We start from the raw sequence: 15,492 nt of genomic DNA on the forward strand, positions 1-15,492 counted from the left end.
GGTGCAACATGCCGACACCGGCCGGTTTGACCCCACTTGGCGACGGTCCTATATAGTCCCGGTCACTCCCCACAAGTAGACAGCCCATGGAAGATGCCGACCTGCATGCACTGACAGCCAAGCTGGAGCTCCTGATCCAGCGTGTCGAGCAGCTCAAGGCCCAGAACCGGCTCCTGCTTGCCAGCGAGAAGGCCTGGCGTGAAGAGCGCGCTCATCTGATCGAAAAGAACGAAATGGCCCGGCTCAAGGTCGAAGCGATGATTTCGCGCCTTAAAGCCCTGGAGCAGGATTCATGACCCAGTCCAATACCGTCACCGTCCAAATCCTCGACAAGGAATACTGCATCGCCTGCCCGGCGGACGAGCGCGCCAACCTGGAAAGCGCCGCGCGCTACCTGGACGGCAAGATGCGCGAGATCCGCTCCAGCGGGAAGGTCATCGGCGCCGACCGCATCGCGGTGATGGCGGCCCTCAACATCACCCACGACCTGCTGCACAAGCAGCAACGACTGGACAGGGAAGCCACGTCCAACGGCGAGCGCGTACGCGACCTGCTGGCGCGCGTCGACAGCGCCCTGGCCGCCGACCCGGAGACGCGCGACGCCTGACCACGCCTGCGGACATGTGACGCGCCAGGTCCGGATTTGTCCCAACCGGGCCGACGCATAGCAGTTCCCGGAACGGATCTTGGGGTATACTCGCCGCCAGCTCCCTGGTGTGTTGGCCAGTCGGTGATGTCCCTGAGCCGATAAATGCAACCACGGGGGTTGCAAGTTGAGGCCGGTGTGCATGTCCGCCTGACGGAAAGCCTTAACGCCTCCTGCAACCTCCACCTTGAACTTTAGGGTTCAAGGGCTAACCCGACAGCGGCACGACCGGGGAGTCTATTTTTTTCATGATCTGCGCCGGTTCCCATTCCCGCCAGAGCCTGCGCCGCCTGCTTCGCCAGGCCCGCCGCGCACTCACCCCGCAACAGCAGAAACAAGCCGCCAGGAACCTCTACCGGCAGCTCGCCCAGCATCCGCTGTATCGCCGCGCCCGACATGTGGCGCTCTACCTGCCCGCCAATGGCGAAATCGACCCGCGTCCGCTCCTGCGAGAAGCCCAGCGCCGTGGCAAGCGCACCTACCTGCCGGTACTCAACGCCTGGCCGCGGGAGAAGATGGTGTTCCAGCGCCTGCTACCGGGTGAGCGCCTGCGTAAAAATCGCTTCCGTATCCTGGAGCCCCGCGCCAATGCAGCGCAGCAGCGCAAGATCTGGGCACTGGACCTGGTCATGCTGCCCCTGGTGGGCTTCGATGAGTGCGGCGGACGCCTCGGCATGGGAGGCGGCTTCTATGACCGAAGCCTGGCCTATCTTGCACGCCGGAAGACCTGGCGCTCGCCCTCGCTGATCGGCCTGGCACATGAATGCCAGAAAGTGGACAGGCTGGAACTGGCCGCGTGGGACGTTCCCCTGCAGGCAACGGTGACGGACAGGCGCTGGTATCGCGGGGACTGACGAGGGCACCGCGATCCCTGCGGTACCGAGCGTCTGGATCAGGGCTGTTGGGTCAGGTTGGCGGGCGCGCTGCTCTGGCGCTCCCAGAGGCTCTGGGTGTAACCGGTGGTAACCACACCCAGGCCGAAAATGATGACCAATACCCAGAGGATGTCTGGCTTGCGTTTCATCGAATGCCTCCCCCTTGCAGGCAAACTTCGCGCGATGACCGAATGGCGGATTGTTGTTCTGATTTGGACCGTACGGCGGCAGCAGCATAAAGCGCGGCATTCTCCGGCAACGTGAGCGAACACGCAATTTATGACGCCAACCGGCCGTCGGCCCGCCCACATATTGGGATGCCCCACTCAAGGACGGACATACAGGAGCAAAGTTCATGCCTTACTGGTTGATGAAATCCGAACCCGACGAACTCTCCATCCATGACCTGCAACGCCTGGGCACGGCGCGCTGGGATGGCGTGCGCAACTACCAGGCGCGCAACTTCATGCGCGCCATGCGGCCCGGGGAACTGTTCTTCTTCTATCACTCCAGCTGCCCCGAGCCGGGTATCGCCGGCATCGCCCGGATCGTCGGCGACACCTACCCGGACCCCACGGCCCTGGACCCCCAGAGCCACTACCACGATCCCAAGGCCACGCCGGAGAAGAATCCCTGGAGCGCCCTGGATGTGGAGTTCGTGGAAGCCTTTCCCAAGGTCATCCCCCTGGCCGTGCTCCGCGCCCAGGCGATTCTGCACGGCATGCCCCTGGTACAGAAGGGCAGTCGCCTCTCGGTGATGCCGGTGACCGAGGAAGAATGGGCCGGCGTGCTGGGCCTGCGTTGAGTCACGCATGGCCCTGTGCTATGACGGTAACGAATCCCTCGGGGCGCATTCATGCCGCACTCTCATCCCGCCTGGCTGGTCCGGTCGACGCTCATCCTGCTGTTCCTGACGCTCTGCGGCACCAGCCTGCTGCTCTGGAAACAGCTCGATGACGCCCAGCAGGAGCGTGTTCGGGAGCGTGTCAGCTTCCAGGCCCGCGCCCTGGCCGGCGAACTGCAGAGCAACCTGACCGACGAGGTGGAAAGCCTGCGCCGGCTGGCCCTGCTGTGGAACCACCGCGGCCGCCTGCCCAGGGACGAATGGAACCTGGAAGCCGAGTTCGCCCTGCAGCACTTCCTCGGCTACCAGTCCATCCAGTGGATGGGGCCCGACTTGCACATGCGCTGGGTGCGGCCGGAGAAGGGCAACGAAGCGGCCATCGGTTTCCGTCTCAGTCCCTCCCACGCCAACTACCCACTTGCGATGCAGGCCCGCGACAGTGGCGAGGCGCGCCTGTCCAACAGTTTCCCCCTGGTCCAGGGCGGGCGCGGCCTGATCCTCTACACCCCGCTCTACATTGCTACAGCCCAGCGCCCCCGCGCCTTCGACGGTTTTCTCCAAGGCGTGTTCCGCGTCGACGCCCTGATGGACCACTTGCTGGATAGCCTCGACAGCCACGACTTCAGCGTCGTGCTGCTGGAGTCCGACCAGGCCATCTACCGACAGGACCGACCCGACAGCCTGCCCGAGCTGAGCCAACGCGTCCCCCTGCACCTGTTGAACAACAGCCATTTCGCCCTGCAGCTCGCGCCCACACGAACGCTGGTGGAAGCCTTGAGCTCACCCTTGCCCCAGGTGGTGCTCGGCGCCAGCCTGCTGACCAGCCTGCTGCTGGTGGCCGCGCTGTACCTCGCCCAGGAGAACGCCCGACGCGCCAGCGCCTTGCATGCCGGTAACCGACGGCTCAATCAGGAGATCGCGCAGCGCGAGCATGTGGAGCAGGACCTGCGGGACAGTCGCCAGCGCCTGCAACTGGTACTGGACCTCACCGACTCCAGCCAGGACGGGCTGTTCATCTTCGATCTCGCCAGCCGCGAGATCCTCCACATGAACCAGGCCACCCACGCCAGCCTGGGCTACAGCGCCGACGCCTTCCGCCAGATGCTCAAGGAAGACCCGGAGCGGTTGCTGCCCGGGTTCCACACCTGGCTGGAACTGGTGCGCCAGGCCCGGCTCGAGGGCGAGTCAGGCATCTTCCAGCGGGAGATGCGCCGCGCCGACGGCAGCTTCCAGGCGGCGGAAATCAATGCCCAACTGGTGCGACTGAACGACAACGAGTACCTGATCGGCGTCTCCCGCGACAACCGAGAACGACTTGAACTGGAAGCGCGGTTGCAACGCCTGTCGCAGCTGGACGGGCTGACCGGCCTCTACAACAGGCGCTACTTCGACCGCCAGTTGCACGGCGAATGGCGCCGCCTGCGGCGCGTGGGGGCCCCGCTGGCCCTGCTGATGCTGGATGTCGACCATTTCAAGGCATTCAACGATCGCCTTGGCCACCAGGCGGGCGACGACGCACTGAGGCGACTGGCCAGGGCGCTGCAGAAAAGCCTTCAGCGGGAGGGCGACGTGGCCTGCCGCTATGGCGGGGAGGAATTCGCCATCATCCTCGCCAACACCGGTGAGGATGGCGCCTGGCACGTCGCCAGGCGCGTGATGGCGAATGTCGAGGAAATGGCGGTGGAGCACCCGGACAGCCCCTTTGGCCGACTCACCCTGAGCATTGGTATCGCCGTCTCGGAGCCCGCCCGGGAGGACCAGCCCGACGAACTGGTGTCACGCAGCGACGCCGCGCTCTATCGGGCCAAACGCGAGGGACGCAATCGCACCTGCCAGTGGGATCGCGGTCAGGGCTGAACGATCAGGTTGTTGAAGAGCAGATCGTCCACCAGCGCAGCGCCCTCCTCGCCGTTCAGCGCCTGCTGCACCTGCTTGAGCGCCTCCTGGCGGAGCTTTTCCTTGGCCTCCGAGGAGCCGAGGGTGTCATCGGTCTGCTGGGAGAAGAGCATCACCAACTGATTGCGGATCAGCGGCTCGTGGCGGGTGACCTTGTCCTGGGCCTCGGTGCCGGTGACCTTCAGCGAGATGTCCGCCTTGAAGTACTTCAGGCGCGGGCCCGCGCCGTAGTTCCCCACCAACGAAGGCACCAGGTCGATGTAGGCCACCTTGGGCGCCTCGCCCTCCTTGGTTTCCTCCTCGGCCACGGCCAGCAGGGGCAGGGTCAGGGCCAGCAACAACGCAGTCAGTCTTTTCACCTGGATCATCCTCGACTCGAATGGCGCCTAGCATAGCCACAGCCGAGGCCGTCCCCAAGACCCGCGTTTATGCAGGCCCATCAGGCACAGCCATGCTGATTGACCCACAGCACCCCCTACCTACACTGCAAGGCCAGATGCCCGGGGCCGGTGCCCCAGCCAAGGAGTCCCCTGATGAAAGCCGTCCTGTGCAAAGCCTTCGGTCCCGCCGACACCCTGGTGCTGGAGGAGGTGGCCAGCCCCGAACCGAAGAAGAACGAAGTGCTGATCGAGGTTCACGCCGCCGCGGTCAACTTCCCCGACACCCTGATCATCGAGGGCAAGTACCAGTTCAAGCCGCCCTTCCCCTTCTCCCCGGGTGGCGAGGCAGCGGGCGTCGTCGCCGCCGTGGGCGAGAAGGTCAGCCACCTGAAGCCGGGCGACCGGGTCATGGCACTGACCGGCTGGGGCAGCTTCGCCGAGCAGGTGGCCGCACCGGCCTACAATGTGATGCCGATTCCCAAGGGTATCGACTTCAATTCCGCCGCCGCCTTCGGCATGACCTACGGCACCTCCATGCATGCCCTCAAGCAGCGCGCCAACCTCAAGGCCGGCGAGACCCTGCTGGTACTCGGCGCTTCCGGCGGCGTCGGCCTGGCGGCGGTGGAGATCGGCAAGGCCATGGGCGCACGGGTGATCGCCGCCGCCAGCAGCGCGGAGAAACTCGAGGTGGCCAGGGCCGCCGGTGCCGACGAGCTGATCAACTACAGCAGCGAAGACCTCAAGGAGCGGGTCAAGGCCCTGACCGGTGGCCAGGGTGCCGACGTGATCTACGACCCGGTGGGCGGCGACCTCTTCGACGCGGCCGTGCGCGCCATCAACTGGAACGGCCGCCTGTTGGTGGTGGGTTTCGCCAGCGGCCGCATCCCGGAGCTGCCGGTGAACCTCGCCCTGCTCAAGGGGGCCTCGGTGGTCGGCGTGTTCTGGGGCTCGTTCGCCCAGCGTCAGCCCCAGGACAACCTGGCCAACTTCCAGCAGCTGTTCGCCTGGTACGCCGAGGGCAAGCTGAAACCCCTGGTGTCCCGGACCTTCCCGCTGGAGCGCGCGGCGGACGCCATCAACTGCCTGGCCAGCCGCCAGGCAGTGGGCAAGGTGGTGGTCGAGGTCCGCTGACTCCCGGTGCGCGCAGCGCACCCCGGGCAAAGGAAAGGCCGCCCAAGGGCGGCCTTTGGCGCGCGCCGACCTCAGGACCTCGGCGCGTAGGCGAACACGTCCGCACGCATCTGGTGGGCATCCATGCCCGCCGCCACCAGGGCATCGAGGGTGGCGTAAACCATGGCGGGGGACCCGCTGGCATAGACGTGCAGCGCCTTGAGGTCGGGGAAGTCCTCGCACACCGCCTCGTGCAGCAGGCCGCAACGACCCTTCCAGCCACAGGCATCGCTCACGACCTGATGGAGGACGAGGTTCTCCAGGCGCTTCCATTCGTCCCAGTGGGCCAGCTCGTAGAAGTCGCCCGGCTGGCGCACACCCCAGTAGAGGTGCACGGGATAGCGGAAGCCGCTGGCCCGGCAGTGCTCGATCAGGCTGTGCATCTGGCCCATGCCGGTGCCGGCGGCGATCAGCACCAGCGGGCCGTCGGGCAGCTCCGCCAGGTGGGTATCGCCAAGGGGCATCCTCACCCGCGCCATGCCCGTGCGCCGCAACTGCTCCAGCAGGGCGACGGCGCCGTTCTCGCGACCAAGGATATGCAGCTCGATATCACGCCCGGCGCTGGGCGCCGAAGCGATGGAGAAGGCCGAGGACTCGCCATCTTCCCGCTCGATCAGCAGGTACTGCCCGGCGTGGTAGCGCGGCGGCTTGCCCGCCGGCGTCCGCAAGCGCACACGCCAGACATCGCCGCCCACCGGCGTGCACTCGGTGAGCTGGCAGCCCAGGCTGCGCACGGGCAGCTCCCCCGGAGCCAGCACGCCATCCCAGTGCAGCACGCAATCTTCGAGGGGCTCGGCCAGGCAGGTGAGCAGTTCGCCCTGGCTCAACTCGGCGCCGTTCTGGCGCACCCGCCCCTCCACCAGCAAGGCCGCACAGACATGGCAATTGCCGTTGCGGCAGCTTTGCGGGCATTCGTAGCCGAGGCGCCGAGCCGCATCGAGGATGCGCTCGTTGGGAGCCGTCTGGATGACCGCTCCCGAGGGTTGCAGGGTGACACGCATCAATCGATTCCCAGTGATGACCAGAGCTCATCGACGCGGCGCTTGACCGCATCGTCCTGGACGATGACCCGGCCCCACTCGCGACTGGTTTCACCCGGCCACTTGTGGGTGGCATCCAGCCCCATCTTCGAGCCCAGGCCGGAGACCGGCGAGGCGAAGTCGAGGTAGTCGATCGGCGTGTTGTCGATCATCACGGTGTCGCGCTTGGGGTCCATGCGCGTGGTGATGGCCCAGATCACGTCGTTCCAGTCCCGCGCATTGACGTCGTCATCGGTGACGATAACGAACTTGGTGTACATGAACTGTCGCAGGAACGACCAGACGCCCAGCATCACGCGCTTGGCGTGGCCCGGGTACTGCTTCTTCATGGTCACCACCGCCATGCGGTAGGAGCAGCCTTCGGGCGGCAGGTAGAAGTCGGTGATCTCGGGGAACTGCTTCTGCAGGATCGGCACGAAGACTTCGTTCAGCGCCACGCCGAGGATCGCCGGCTCGTCCGGCGGCCGGCCGGTGTAGGTGCTGTGGTAGATCGGCTTCTGCCTGCGGGTGATGCGCTCGACGGTGAACACCGGGAAGGTATCGACCTCGTTGTAGTAGCCCGTGTGGTCGCCGTAGGGCCCCTCGGGCGCGGTCTCGCCTGGATGGATCACGCCCTCCAGCACGATCTCGGCGCTGGCGGGCACCTGCAGATCGGAGCCGACGGCCTTTACCAGTTCGGTGCGGTGGCCCCGCAGGAGGCCGGCGAAGGCGTACTCGGACAGGGTGTCCGGCACCGGGGTCACGGCGCCGAGGATGGTGGCCGGGTCGGCTCCCAGGGCCACGCAGACCGGATAGGGCGTATTCGGGTGCTTCTGGCACCACTCGCGATAATCCAGCGCCCCGCCCCGGTGGCTCAGCCAACGCATGATGACCTTGTTGCGGCCAAGCACCTGCTGGCGGTAGATGCCGAGGTTCTGCCGCTCCTTGTTGGGGCCGCGGGTGATGGTCAGGCCCCAGGTGATCAGCGGCGCCACGTCGCCCGGCCAGCAATGCTGGATCGGCAGCCTGCCGAGGTCGACCTCGTCGCCCTCCTCTATCACTTCATGGCAGGGGGCGTCCTTCAGCACCTTGGGCGCCATGCTGATGACCTTCTTGAAGATCGGCAGCTTGGACCAGGCGTCCTTGAGCCCCTTGGGTGGCTCGGGCTCCTTGAGGAAGGCCAGCAGCTTGCCGATTTCCCGCAGCTCGGCGACGTCATCCGCGCCCATGCCCAGGGCCACGCGACCCGGGGTGCCGAACAGGTTGCCGAGCACGGGGATATCGAAGCCGGTGGGGTTTTCGAAGAGCAACGCCGGACCCTGCTTGCGCAGGGTGCGGTCACAGATTTCGGTCATTTCCAGGACCGGGGACACCGGAGTGGCGATGCGCTTGAGCTCGCCACGCCGTTCCAGGCCACTGATGAATTCGCGCAGATCGCGATACTGCATGCTTGAGCCTCTCGGGGCGTGCAGGTCGGGGCGCAAAGTTTAGCGCCGAACTGGGTTATTCAGAAGGCCGCGACGAATCGCGCAAACGCAAAGGCCGGGTTTCCCCGGCCTTTCTGATACGCACCAGACCTTACTTGCGCTTCATGGACATGAAGAATTCATCGTTGGTCTTGGTGTCCTTGAGCTTGTCGAGCAGGAACTCGATGGCGGCGATCTCATCCATCGGGTGCAGCAGCTTGCGCAGGATCCACATGCGCTGCAGCTCGTCCTCGGCGGTCAGCAGCTCTTCGCGGCGAGTACCGGACTTGTTGATGTTGATGGCGGGGAACACGCGCTTCTCGGCGATGCGGCGGTCCAGCGGCAGCTCCATGTTGCCGGTGCCCTTGAACTCTTCGTAGATCACCTCGTCCATCTTCGAACCGGTCTCGACCAGCGCGGTGGCGATGATGGTCAGCGAGCCGCCTTCCTCGATGTTTCGGGCGGCGCCGAAGAAGCGCTTGGGCTTCTCCAGGGCGTGGGCGTCGACACCACCGGTGAGCACCTTGCCGGAGCTCGGGATCACGGTGTTGTAGGCACGCGCCAGGCGGGTGATGGAGTCCAGCAGGATCACCACGTCCTTCTTGTGCTCGACCAGGCGCTTGGCCTTCTCGATCACCATCTCGGCGACCTGCACGTGGCGGGTCGGCGGCTCGTCGAAGGTGGAGGCGACCACTTCGCCGCGCACGGTGCGCTGCATCTCGGTCACTTCTTCCGGACGCTCGTCGATCAGCAGGACGATCAGGTGGCACTCGGGGTTGTTGCGGGTGATGTTGGCCGCGATGTTCTGCAGCATGATGGTCTTGCCCGCTTTCGGCGGGGCGACGATCAGGCCGCGCTGGCCCTTGCCGATCGGCGCGCAGAGGTCGATCACGCGGCCGGTGAGGTCTTCGGTGGAGCCGTTGCCGGCCTCCATCTTCAGGCGCTCATTGGGGAACAGCGGGGTCAGGTTCTCGAACAGGATCTTGTTCTTGGCGTTCTCGGGGCGGTCGAAGTTGATCGAGTCGACCTTGAGCAACGCGAAGTAGCGCTCGCCCTCTTTCGGCGGGCGGATCTTGCCGATGATGGTATCGCCGGTGCGCAGGTTGAAGCGCCGGATCTGGCTCGGGGAAACGTAGATGTCGTCCGGGCCGGCCAGGTAGGAGGAGTCGGCGGAGCGCAGGAAGCCGAAGCCGTCCTGGAGGATCTCCAGCACACCGTCACCCGAGATCTCCTCGCCGCTCTTCGCGTGCTTCTTCAGCAGGGCGAAGATGATGTCCTGCTTGCGCGAACGGGCCATGTTCTCCAGGCCCATGGCATCGGACAATTCGAGGAGTTCGCCAATCGGCTTTTGCTTGAGTTCGGTCAGATTCATAGGAATGACGTAGTAGGAATGGAGAGGAGAAAGCTCTTGAGCTTTAGAGGCCGCGCCGCAGAGAAGGCGACAGGATCGCTTTAGTTATTCGAGTAGGGTGCGTCGGCGACGGCGTGGAGGGCTGCATGAGAAAAAGCAGCGGCCCGAATTTAACACCGGTGGGACGGGGAGTCCAGTAGCGGAAAATGAAAATACCCCGCAGGGCGCGGGGTATTTTCAGGACGCTGCCGATACCGGATTGGCGACCCGGCGGGCCGCCCGGAATCAGATGTTGGCGTCGAGGAACGCAGCCAGCTGGGACTTGGACAGGGCGCCGACCTTGGTGGCTTCGACGTTGCCGTTCTTGAACAGCATCAGGGTCGGGATGCCGCGCACGCCGTACTTCGGCGGGGTGTCCTGGTTTTCGTCGATGTTCAGCTTGCAGACTTTCAGCTTGCCCTGGTAGTCCTTGGCGATCTCGTCCAGGACCGGAGCAATCATCTTGCACGGACCGCACCACTCGGCCCAGTAGTCGACCAGCACCGCGCCGTCGGCCTTGAGCACGTCCTGCTCGAAGCTGGCATCGGTGACATTGGTGATGAATTCGCTCATGGAAGTTCTCCGTGGTTCGGAAGCAAAAAAGTGGGGCCATCATATCCCGGCTTTCCCGGGACCGAAAGCCAGGGACGATTGAGCGTTGCTATGGGGAACCCGGGCAAAACTGATGGATAGGCCCCGTCGCGTCAATCCGCGGAAGGTAGAAGGCAGGAGGATGCGGGCCGGACACGCACCTGTCATATCCCACCTATAGTGTGATCAGCCGGTCATTCGCCGAAAAAGAGCCCAGCGGCGAGCCGCGCGGAGCCGGGCATGTCCTGGCACGAACGTACCTCGATTCGCATTGGCGCCACCCGGCAACCGTGGCAGGATTGCCCGGTTCAGCCTCGAGACCCGACACCATGCCGCAGAAAAACGCCCCAATCCCTTCCCTGATCGCCGCGATCGACCTGGGCTCGAACAGCTTCCACATGGTGGTGGCCAAAGCCGACCACGGCGAGATCCGCATCCTGGAACGGCTCGGCGACAAGGTGCAGTTGGCGGCGGGGCTGGACGAGGCCCGCAACCTCAACGAAGAGTCCATGCAGCGTGGCCTTGACTGCCTGCGCCGCTTCGCCCAGATGATCGCCGGCCTGCCGGAAGGCGCCGTGCGCATCGTCGGCACCAACGCCCTGCGCGAGGCCCACAACCGCGCCGAATTCATCCGCCGCGCCGAGGCGATCCTCGGTCACCCGGTGGAAGTGATTTCCGGCCGCGAGGAAGCGCGCCTGATCTACCTCGGCGTGTCCCACACCCTGCCCGATACGCCCGGTCGCCGCCTGGTGGCGGACATCGGTGGCGGCAGCACCGAATTCATCATCGGCCAGCGCTTCGAGTCGCAACTGCGGGAAAGCCTGCAGATGGGCTGCGTCAGCTACACCCAACGCTATTTCCGCGACGGCAAGATCACGCCCGCCCGCTACGCCCAGGCCTACACGGCGGCCCGTCTTGAGCTGATGGGCATCGAGTACAGCCTGCGACGCCTCGGCTGGCAGGAGGCCGTGGGCGCCTCGGGCACCCTTCGCGCCGTGGGCCTGGCGATCAAGGCCGCCGGACTGGGCAACGGCGAGATCAACCCCGAAGGCCTGGCCTGGCTCAAGCGCAAGCTGTTCAAACTGGGGGACGTGGAGAAGATCGACCTGGATGGCGTCAAACCCGACCGCCGCCCCATCTTCCCGGCTGGCCTGGCCATCGCCGAAGCGATCTTCGACGCCCTCGAACTCAACCGCATGACCCACTCCGAAGGCGCCCTGCGGGAAGGCGTGCTCTACGACCTGCTCGGCCGGCATCACCATGAGGACGTGCGCGAGCGCACCCTGAGCGCGCTGATGGAGCGCTGCCATGTGGACGTCGAGCAAGCCGCGCGGGTGGAGGCCAAGGCTCTGGAGGCACTGGAACAGGTGGCTTCGAGCTGGGGCCTGGACGATGACTGGCACCGCGACCTGCTGCTGTGGAGCGCGCGCGTCCACGAGATCGGCATGGACATCGCCCACTACCACTACCACAAGCACGGCGCCTACCTGATCGAACATTCCGACCTGGCCGGCTTCTCCCGCCAGGATCAACTGATGCTCGCCCTGCTGGTACGCGGTCACCGCCGCAACATCCCCAAGGACCGCTTCGCCGAGTTCGGCGAGGAAGGCGTCAAGCTGCTGCGTCTCTGCGTGCTGCTGCGCTTCGCCATCCTCTTCCACCACATCCGTGGTACCTCGGCCATGCCGGCCGTCACCCTCGAGGCCGACGGCAACAGCCTGTCGCTTCAGTTCCCGAAAGGCTGGCTGGAGGCCAACCCGTTGACCCAGGCGGACTTCGAGCAGGAGGCCGAGTGGCTGAAACGCATCGACTTCGTGCTGAAGGTGAGCTGAGCGCGGACCTTTCCACTGCATGCAAAACGGGGCCCGAAGGCCCCGTTTCGCATTCTGCGATCAGCGTACGCTGACAGGCGGGTTGGTCAGCTTCTCCAGCAGCGTCGCCTGGGCGTTGCGGGAGTTCTGGTTGCCGCTGGGGCTGTTGCGCAGGTAACGGCCGTCCGGTTGCAGCACCCAGCTCTGGGTGTTGTCGGTGATGTAGGCCTCCAACTCCTTCTTCACCCGGGTCAGGAGCTTCTTGCCCTCGACCGGGAAACAGGTTTCCACCCGCATGTCGAGGTTGCGCTCCATCCAGTCGGCACTGGAGAGGTACATCTTCTCGTCACCCTCGTTGAGGAAGTAGTAGATGCGGCTGTGTTCCAGGAAGCGACCGATGATGGAACGCACCTGAATGTTGTGGGAAACCCCCGGAATGCCCGGGCGCAGGCAGCACATGCCACGCACCACCAGGTCGATCTTCACGCCGCTCTGGCTGGCCTTGTAGAGCGCGCGGATCACCTTGGGATCGGTGAGCGCGTTGACCTTGACCATGATGTGGGCCGGCTTGCCTTCGATGGCGTGCTGGGCCTCCCGGGCGATCATGTCGAGGATGGTCTTCTTCAGGGTGAAGGGCGCATGCAGCAGCTTCTTCATGCGCAGGGTCTTGCCCATGCCGATCAGCTGGTTGAACAGCTTGTGCAGGTCCTCGCAGAGCGCCTCGTCGGCGGTCAGCAGGCTGTAGTCGGTGTACAGGCGCGCATTGCCGGCATGGTAGTTGCCGGTGCCCAGGTGGGCGTAACGGCGCAGCTCGCCGTTCTCGCGACGCAGGATCAGCATCATCTTGGCGTGGGTCTTGAAACCCACCACGCCGTAGATCACCACCGCGCCGGCCTGCTGCAGGCGGCTGGCCAGCTGCAGGTTGGACTCCTCGTCAAAGCGCGCGCGCAATTCGATCACCGCGGTGACCTCCTTGCCGTTGCGCGCCGCCTCCACCAGGGAGTCGACGATTTCGGAGTTGGCGCCAGCCCGGTAAAGCGTCTGCTTGATGGCCAGGACGTTGGGGTCCTTGGCGGCCTGGCGCAGGAAGTCCACCACCGGGGTGAAGGACTCGAAGGGGTGCAGCATCAGGATGTCCTGCTTGCCCACCACGCTGAACAGGTTCTCCACCTTCAGCAGGAGCTTGGGGATCACCGGGGTGAAGGACGCATGCTGCAGCTCCGGATGGCTTTCCAGGCCGGTGATGCTGAACAGGCGGGTCAGGTTCACCGGGCCGTTGACCTGGTAGAGCTCGCTCTCGGCCAGGCCGAACTGCTTGAGCAGGTAGTCCGAGAGGTTCTTCGGGCAGGTATCGGCCACTTCCAGGCGCACCGCATCGCCATAGCGACGGGAGAACAACTCGCCGCGCAGGGCGCGGGCGAGGTCGTCGACGTCCTCGGTATCCACCGAGAGATCGGCGTTTCGGGTCAGGCGGAACTGATAGCAGCCCTTCACCTTCATGCCAGGGAACAGGTCATCGGCATGGGCGTGGATCATCGAGGACAGGAAGACGAAGTTGTCCCCCGCGCCGCCGATGTCTTCGGGCACCCGGATCACCCTCGGCAGCAGGCGCGGCGCCGGGATGATGGCCAGGCCGGAGTCGCGGCCGAAGGCATCCACGCCCTCCAGCTCGACGATGAAGTTCAGGCTCTTGTTCACCAGCAGCGGGAAGGGGTGCGTCGGGTCCAGGCCGATGGGCGTGATGATCGGCGCGATCTCGTCGCGGAAATAGCGGCGCACCCAGGCCTTGAGCTTGGTGGTCCAGTAGCGGCGACGGATGAAGTTGACCTGGTGCTTGGCCAGCTCCGGCAACAGGATGTCGTTGAGGATGCTGTATTGCCGCGCCACCTGCTCATGGACCAGTTCGCTGATGCGGGCCATGGCCTGGTGCGGCAGCAGGCCATCGGCGCCGGCCTGTTCGCGGGCGAAGGTGATCTGCTTCTTCAGGCCGGCGACACGGATCTCGAAGAACTCGTCGAGGTTGCTGGAGAAGATCAGCAGGAACTTCAGGCGCTCCAGCAGGGGATAGGACTCATCCAGCGCCTGCTCCAGCACGCGGATGTTGAACTGCAACTGGGACAGCTCGCGGTGGATGTACAGGCTGCTGTCATCCAGGCTCGGCACCACCAGGGGCGCCGGCGCGGGGGCCGGTGCGGGCACCGCCTCGGCGGCGGGAGCCTCGGGGGCCGGCGGGGCCAGGTCGACCTCGACGGCTCCCTCTATGGAATCGGGCACTGCGCTGGGATTGAGTCCTTCGGTGTTCATCTTGAGTTCCTGGAGGGAGCTCAGGCTCCCGTCTTGAGCAGTTCTGCGGCACGGACCGCGAAGTAGGTGAGGATGCCATCGGCACCGGCGCGTTTGAAGGCCACCAGGGATTCCAGTATGACCGCCTCGCTCAGCCATCCGTTCTGGATCGCCGCCATGTGCATGGCGTACTCGCCGCTCACCTGGTAGGCGAAGGTGGGAACGCGGAATTCATCCTTCACCCGACGCACGATATCGAGGTAGGGCATGCCCGGCTTGACCATGACCATGTCGGCGCCTTCGGCCAGGTCGGCGGCCACCTCGTGCAGGGCTTCGTCGGTGTTGGCCGGGTCCATCTGGTAGCTGGCCTTGTTGCCCTTGCCGAGGTTGGCGGCCGAGCCGACGGCGTCACGGAAGGGCCCGTAGTAGGCGCTGGCGTACTTGGCCGAGTAGGCCATGATCCGCACATTGGGAAAGTCGGCCAGCTCCAGCGCCTCGCGGATCGCCTGGATGCGGCCGTCCATCATGTCCGAGGGCGCGACCACCTGGGCACCGGCTTCGGCGTGGGACAGCGCCTGCTTGACCAGCGCATCGACCGTGACGTCGTTCTGCACGTAACCGCTCTCGTCGAGGATGCCGTCCTGACCATGGGTGGTGAAGGGGTCCAGGGCCACGTCGCTGATCACACCGAGCTCCGGGAAGCGTGCACGCAGGGCGCGAATGGCACGCTGGGCGATGCCGTCCGGGTTCCACGCCTCAGCGCCATCGAGGGATTTCTTCTCCAGCGGGGTCACCGGGAACAGCGCCAGCGCCGGAATGCCCAGTTCCACCCAACGCGCGGCCTCCTCCAGCAGCAGGTCGATGGTCAGGCGCTCGACGCCCGGCATCGAGGGCACCGCCTCGCGACGGTTCTCGCCGTCCAGCACGAACACCGGAAGGATCAGGTCGTCGACGGTCAGGACGCTCTCGCGCACCAGGCGCCGGGAGAAATCATCACGACGATTGCGGCGCAGGCGGGTTGCGGGAAACAGGCGGTTGGCGGGGGTAAAGCTCACAGCAGACTCCAGGGCCCGGAACGGACGCAGTGTGACAAATAGTAGAGGGCGATTATGACGGAATGG

The 15,492-nt window shown here is 65.3% G+C and carries 15 protein-coding genes and 1 other RNA gene; 8 read left to right on the top strand and 8 right to left on the bottom strand.

Annotation, left to right across the window (positions count from 1 at the left end; all coding sequences use genetic code 11):
• The first annotated feature begins 86 nt into the window (after positions 1 to 86).
• The 4 genes from KF707C_RS27400 to KF707C_RS27415 all read left to right on the top strand — a co-directional run bounded on the left by KF707C_RS27400 (position 87) and on the right by KF707C_RS27415 (position 1,500).
• Positions 87 to 296, top strand: a complete 210-nt coding sequence (locus tag KF707C_RS27400) for a TIGR02449 family protein (RefSeq protein WP_003457486.1) — start codon at positions 87 to 89, stop codon at positions 294 to 296.
• Positions 293 to 607: a cell division protein ZapA gene (locus KF707C_RS27405; protein WP_003457489.1), complete on the top strand. Its 315-nt coding sequence runs from the start codon at positions 293 to 295 to the stop codon at positions 605 to 607. The genes KF707C_RS27400 and KF707C_RS27405 overlap by 4 nt, the downstream gene beginning before the upstream one ends.
• A gap of 98 nt (positions 608 to 705) precedes the next feature.
• Positions 706 to 885, top strand: a non-coding RNA gene (gene ssrS, locus KF707C_RS27410) — 6S RNA.
• 9 nt (positions 886 to 894) lie between these two features.
• The gene (locus KF707C_RS27415; protein ID WP_003457509.1) at positions 895 to 1,500 is read left to right on the top strand and encodes a 5-formyltetrahydrofolate cyclo-ligase; all 606 of its coding nucleotides are present in this window, start codon (positions 895 to 897) and stop codon (positions 1,498 to 1,500) included.
• 38 nt (positions 1,501 to 1,538) lie between these two features.
• Here KF707C_RS27415 and KF707C_RS29990 read toward each other — a convergent pair whose 3' ends face one another.
• Entirely contained in the window at positions 1,539 to 1,670 is a 132-nt protein-coding gene (locus tag KF707C_RS29990) for a hypothetical protein (RefSeq protein WP_003457513.1), read from the bottom strand.
• Positions 1,671 to 1,876: 206 nt separating this feature from the next.
• On the opposite strand from KF707C_RS29990, the gene KF707C_RS27420 reads away from it, so the two are divergent.
• Together KF707C_RS27420 and KF707C_RS27425 are read left to right on the top strand one after the other, a co-directional pair.
• On the top strand, positions 1,877 to 2,326 hold the full coding sequence (locus KF707C_RS27420) for an EVE domain-containing protein (protein WP_003457514.1): 450 nt from the start codon (positions 1,877 to 1,879) through the stop codon (positions 2,324 to 2,326).
• Positions 2,327 to 2,377: 51 nt separating this feature from the next.
• The gene (locus KF707C_RS27425) at positions 2,378 to 4,222 is read left to right on the top strand and encodes a sensor domain-containing diguanylate cyclase (protein WP_003457515.1); all 1,845 of its coding nucleotides are present in this window, start codon (positions 2,378 to 2,380) and stop codon (positions 4,220 to 4,222) included.
• Here KF707C_RS27425 and KF707C_RS27430 read toward each other — a convergent pair.
• On the bottom strand, positions 4,213 to 4,629 hold the full coding sequence (locus KF707C_RS27430) for a flagellar basal body-associated FliL family protein (protein ID WP_003457517.1): 417 nt from the start codon (positions 4,627 to 4,629) through the stop codon (positions 4,213 to 4,215). The two genes, KF707C_RS27425 and KF707C_RS27430, sit on opposite strands and share 10 nt — an antisense overlap.
• Before the next feature lie 165 nt (positions 4,630 to 4,794).
• Between KF707C_RS27430 and KF707C_RS27435 the strand changes: the two genes are divergently transcribed.
• Positions 4,795 to 5,772, top strand: coding sequence for an NADPH:quinone oxidoreductase family protein (locus tag KF707C_RS27435; RefSeq protein WP_003457519.1), 978 nt, complete (start codon positions 4,795 to 4,797; stop codon positions 5,770 to 5,772).
• Between the two features lie 71 nt (positions 5,773 to 5,843).
• Here KF707C_RS27435 and KF707C_RS27440 read toward each other — a convergent pair whose 3' ends face one another.
• The 4 genes from KF707C_RS27440 to trxA all read right to left on the bottom strand — a co-directional run bounded on the left by KF707C_RS27440 (position 5,844) and on the right by trxA (position 10,259).
• Positions 5,844 to 6,812, bottom strand: coding sequence for a CDP-6-deoxy-delta-3,4-glucoseen reductase (locus tag KF707C_RS27440; protein WP_003457520.1), 969 nt, complete (start codon positions 6,810 to 6,812; stop codon positions 5,844 to 5,846).
• Entirely contained in the window at positions 6,812 to 8,278 is a 1,467-nt protein-coding gene (ubiD, locus tag KF707C_RS27445; RefSeq protein WP_003457521.1) for a 4-hydroxy-3-polyprenylbenzoate decarboxylase, read from the bottom strand. Before ubiD ends, KF707C_RS27440 begins: the two co-directional genes overlap by 1 nt.
• A gap of 130 nt (positions 8,279 to 8,408) precedes the next feature.
• Positions 8,409 to 9,668 (bottom strand): transcription termination factor Rho, encoded by a 1,260-nt coding sequence (rho, locus tag KF707C_RS27450; protein ID WP_003457524.1) that lies wholly within the window; start codon positions 9,666 to 9,668, stop codon positions 8,409 to 8,411.
• 264 nt (positions 9,669 to 9,932) lie between these two features.
• The gene (gene trxA / locus KF707C_RS27455; protein WP_003457525.1) at positions 9,933 to 10,259 is read right to left on the bottom strand and encodes a thioredoxin TrxA; all 327 of its coding nucleotides are present in this window, start codon (positions 10,257 to 10,259) and stop codon (positions 9,933 to 9,935) included.
• A gap of 347 nt (positions 10,260 to 10,606) precedes the next feature.
• On the opposite strand from trxA, the gene ppx reads away from it, so the two are divergent.
• Positions 10,607 to 12,109 (top strand): exopolyphosphatase, encoded by a 1,503-nt coding sequence (gene ppx / locus KF707C_RS27460; protein ID WP_003457526.1) that lies wholly within the window; start codon positions 10,607 to 10,609, stop codon positions 12,107 to 12,109.
• Between the two features lie 60 nt (positions 12,110 to 12,169).
• Here ppx and ppk1 read toward each other — a convergent pair whose 3' ends face one another.
• Both ppk1 and hemB read right to left on the bottom strand, forming a co-directional pair.
• Positions 12,170 to 14,392 carry a polyphosphate kinase 1 gene (gene ppk1, locus KF707C_RS27465; RefSeq protein WP_003457527.1) on the bottom strand — a complete coding sequence of 741 codons (2,223 nt, stop codon included), beginning with the start codon at positions 14,390 to 14,392 and terminating at the stop codon, positions 12,170 to 12,172.
• A 20-nt stretch (positions 14,393 to 14,412) separates the two neighbouring features.
• Positions 14,413 to 15,426 carry a porphobilinogen synthase gene (gene hemB / locus KF707C_RS27470; RefSeq protein WP_003457528.1) on the bottom strand — a complete coding sequence of 338 codons (1,014 nt, stop codon included), beginning with the start codon at positions 15,424 to 15,426 and terminating at the stop codon, positions 14,413 to 14,415.
• Between the last annotated feature and the right edge of the window lie 66 nt (positions 15,427 to 15,492).

Origin of the sequence: Pseudomonas furukawaii (assembly GCF_002355475.1) — a bacterium.
GTDB classification, from domain to species: Bacteria; Pseudomonadota; Gammaproteobacteria; order Pseudomonadales; family Pseudomonadaceae; genus Metapseudomonas; species Metapseudomonas furukawaii.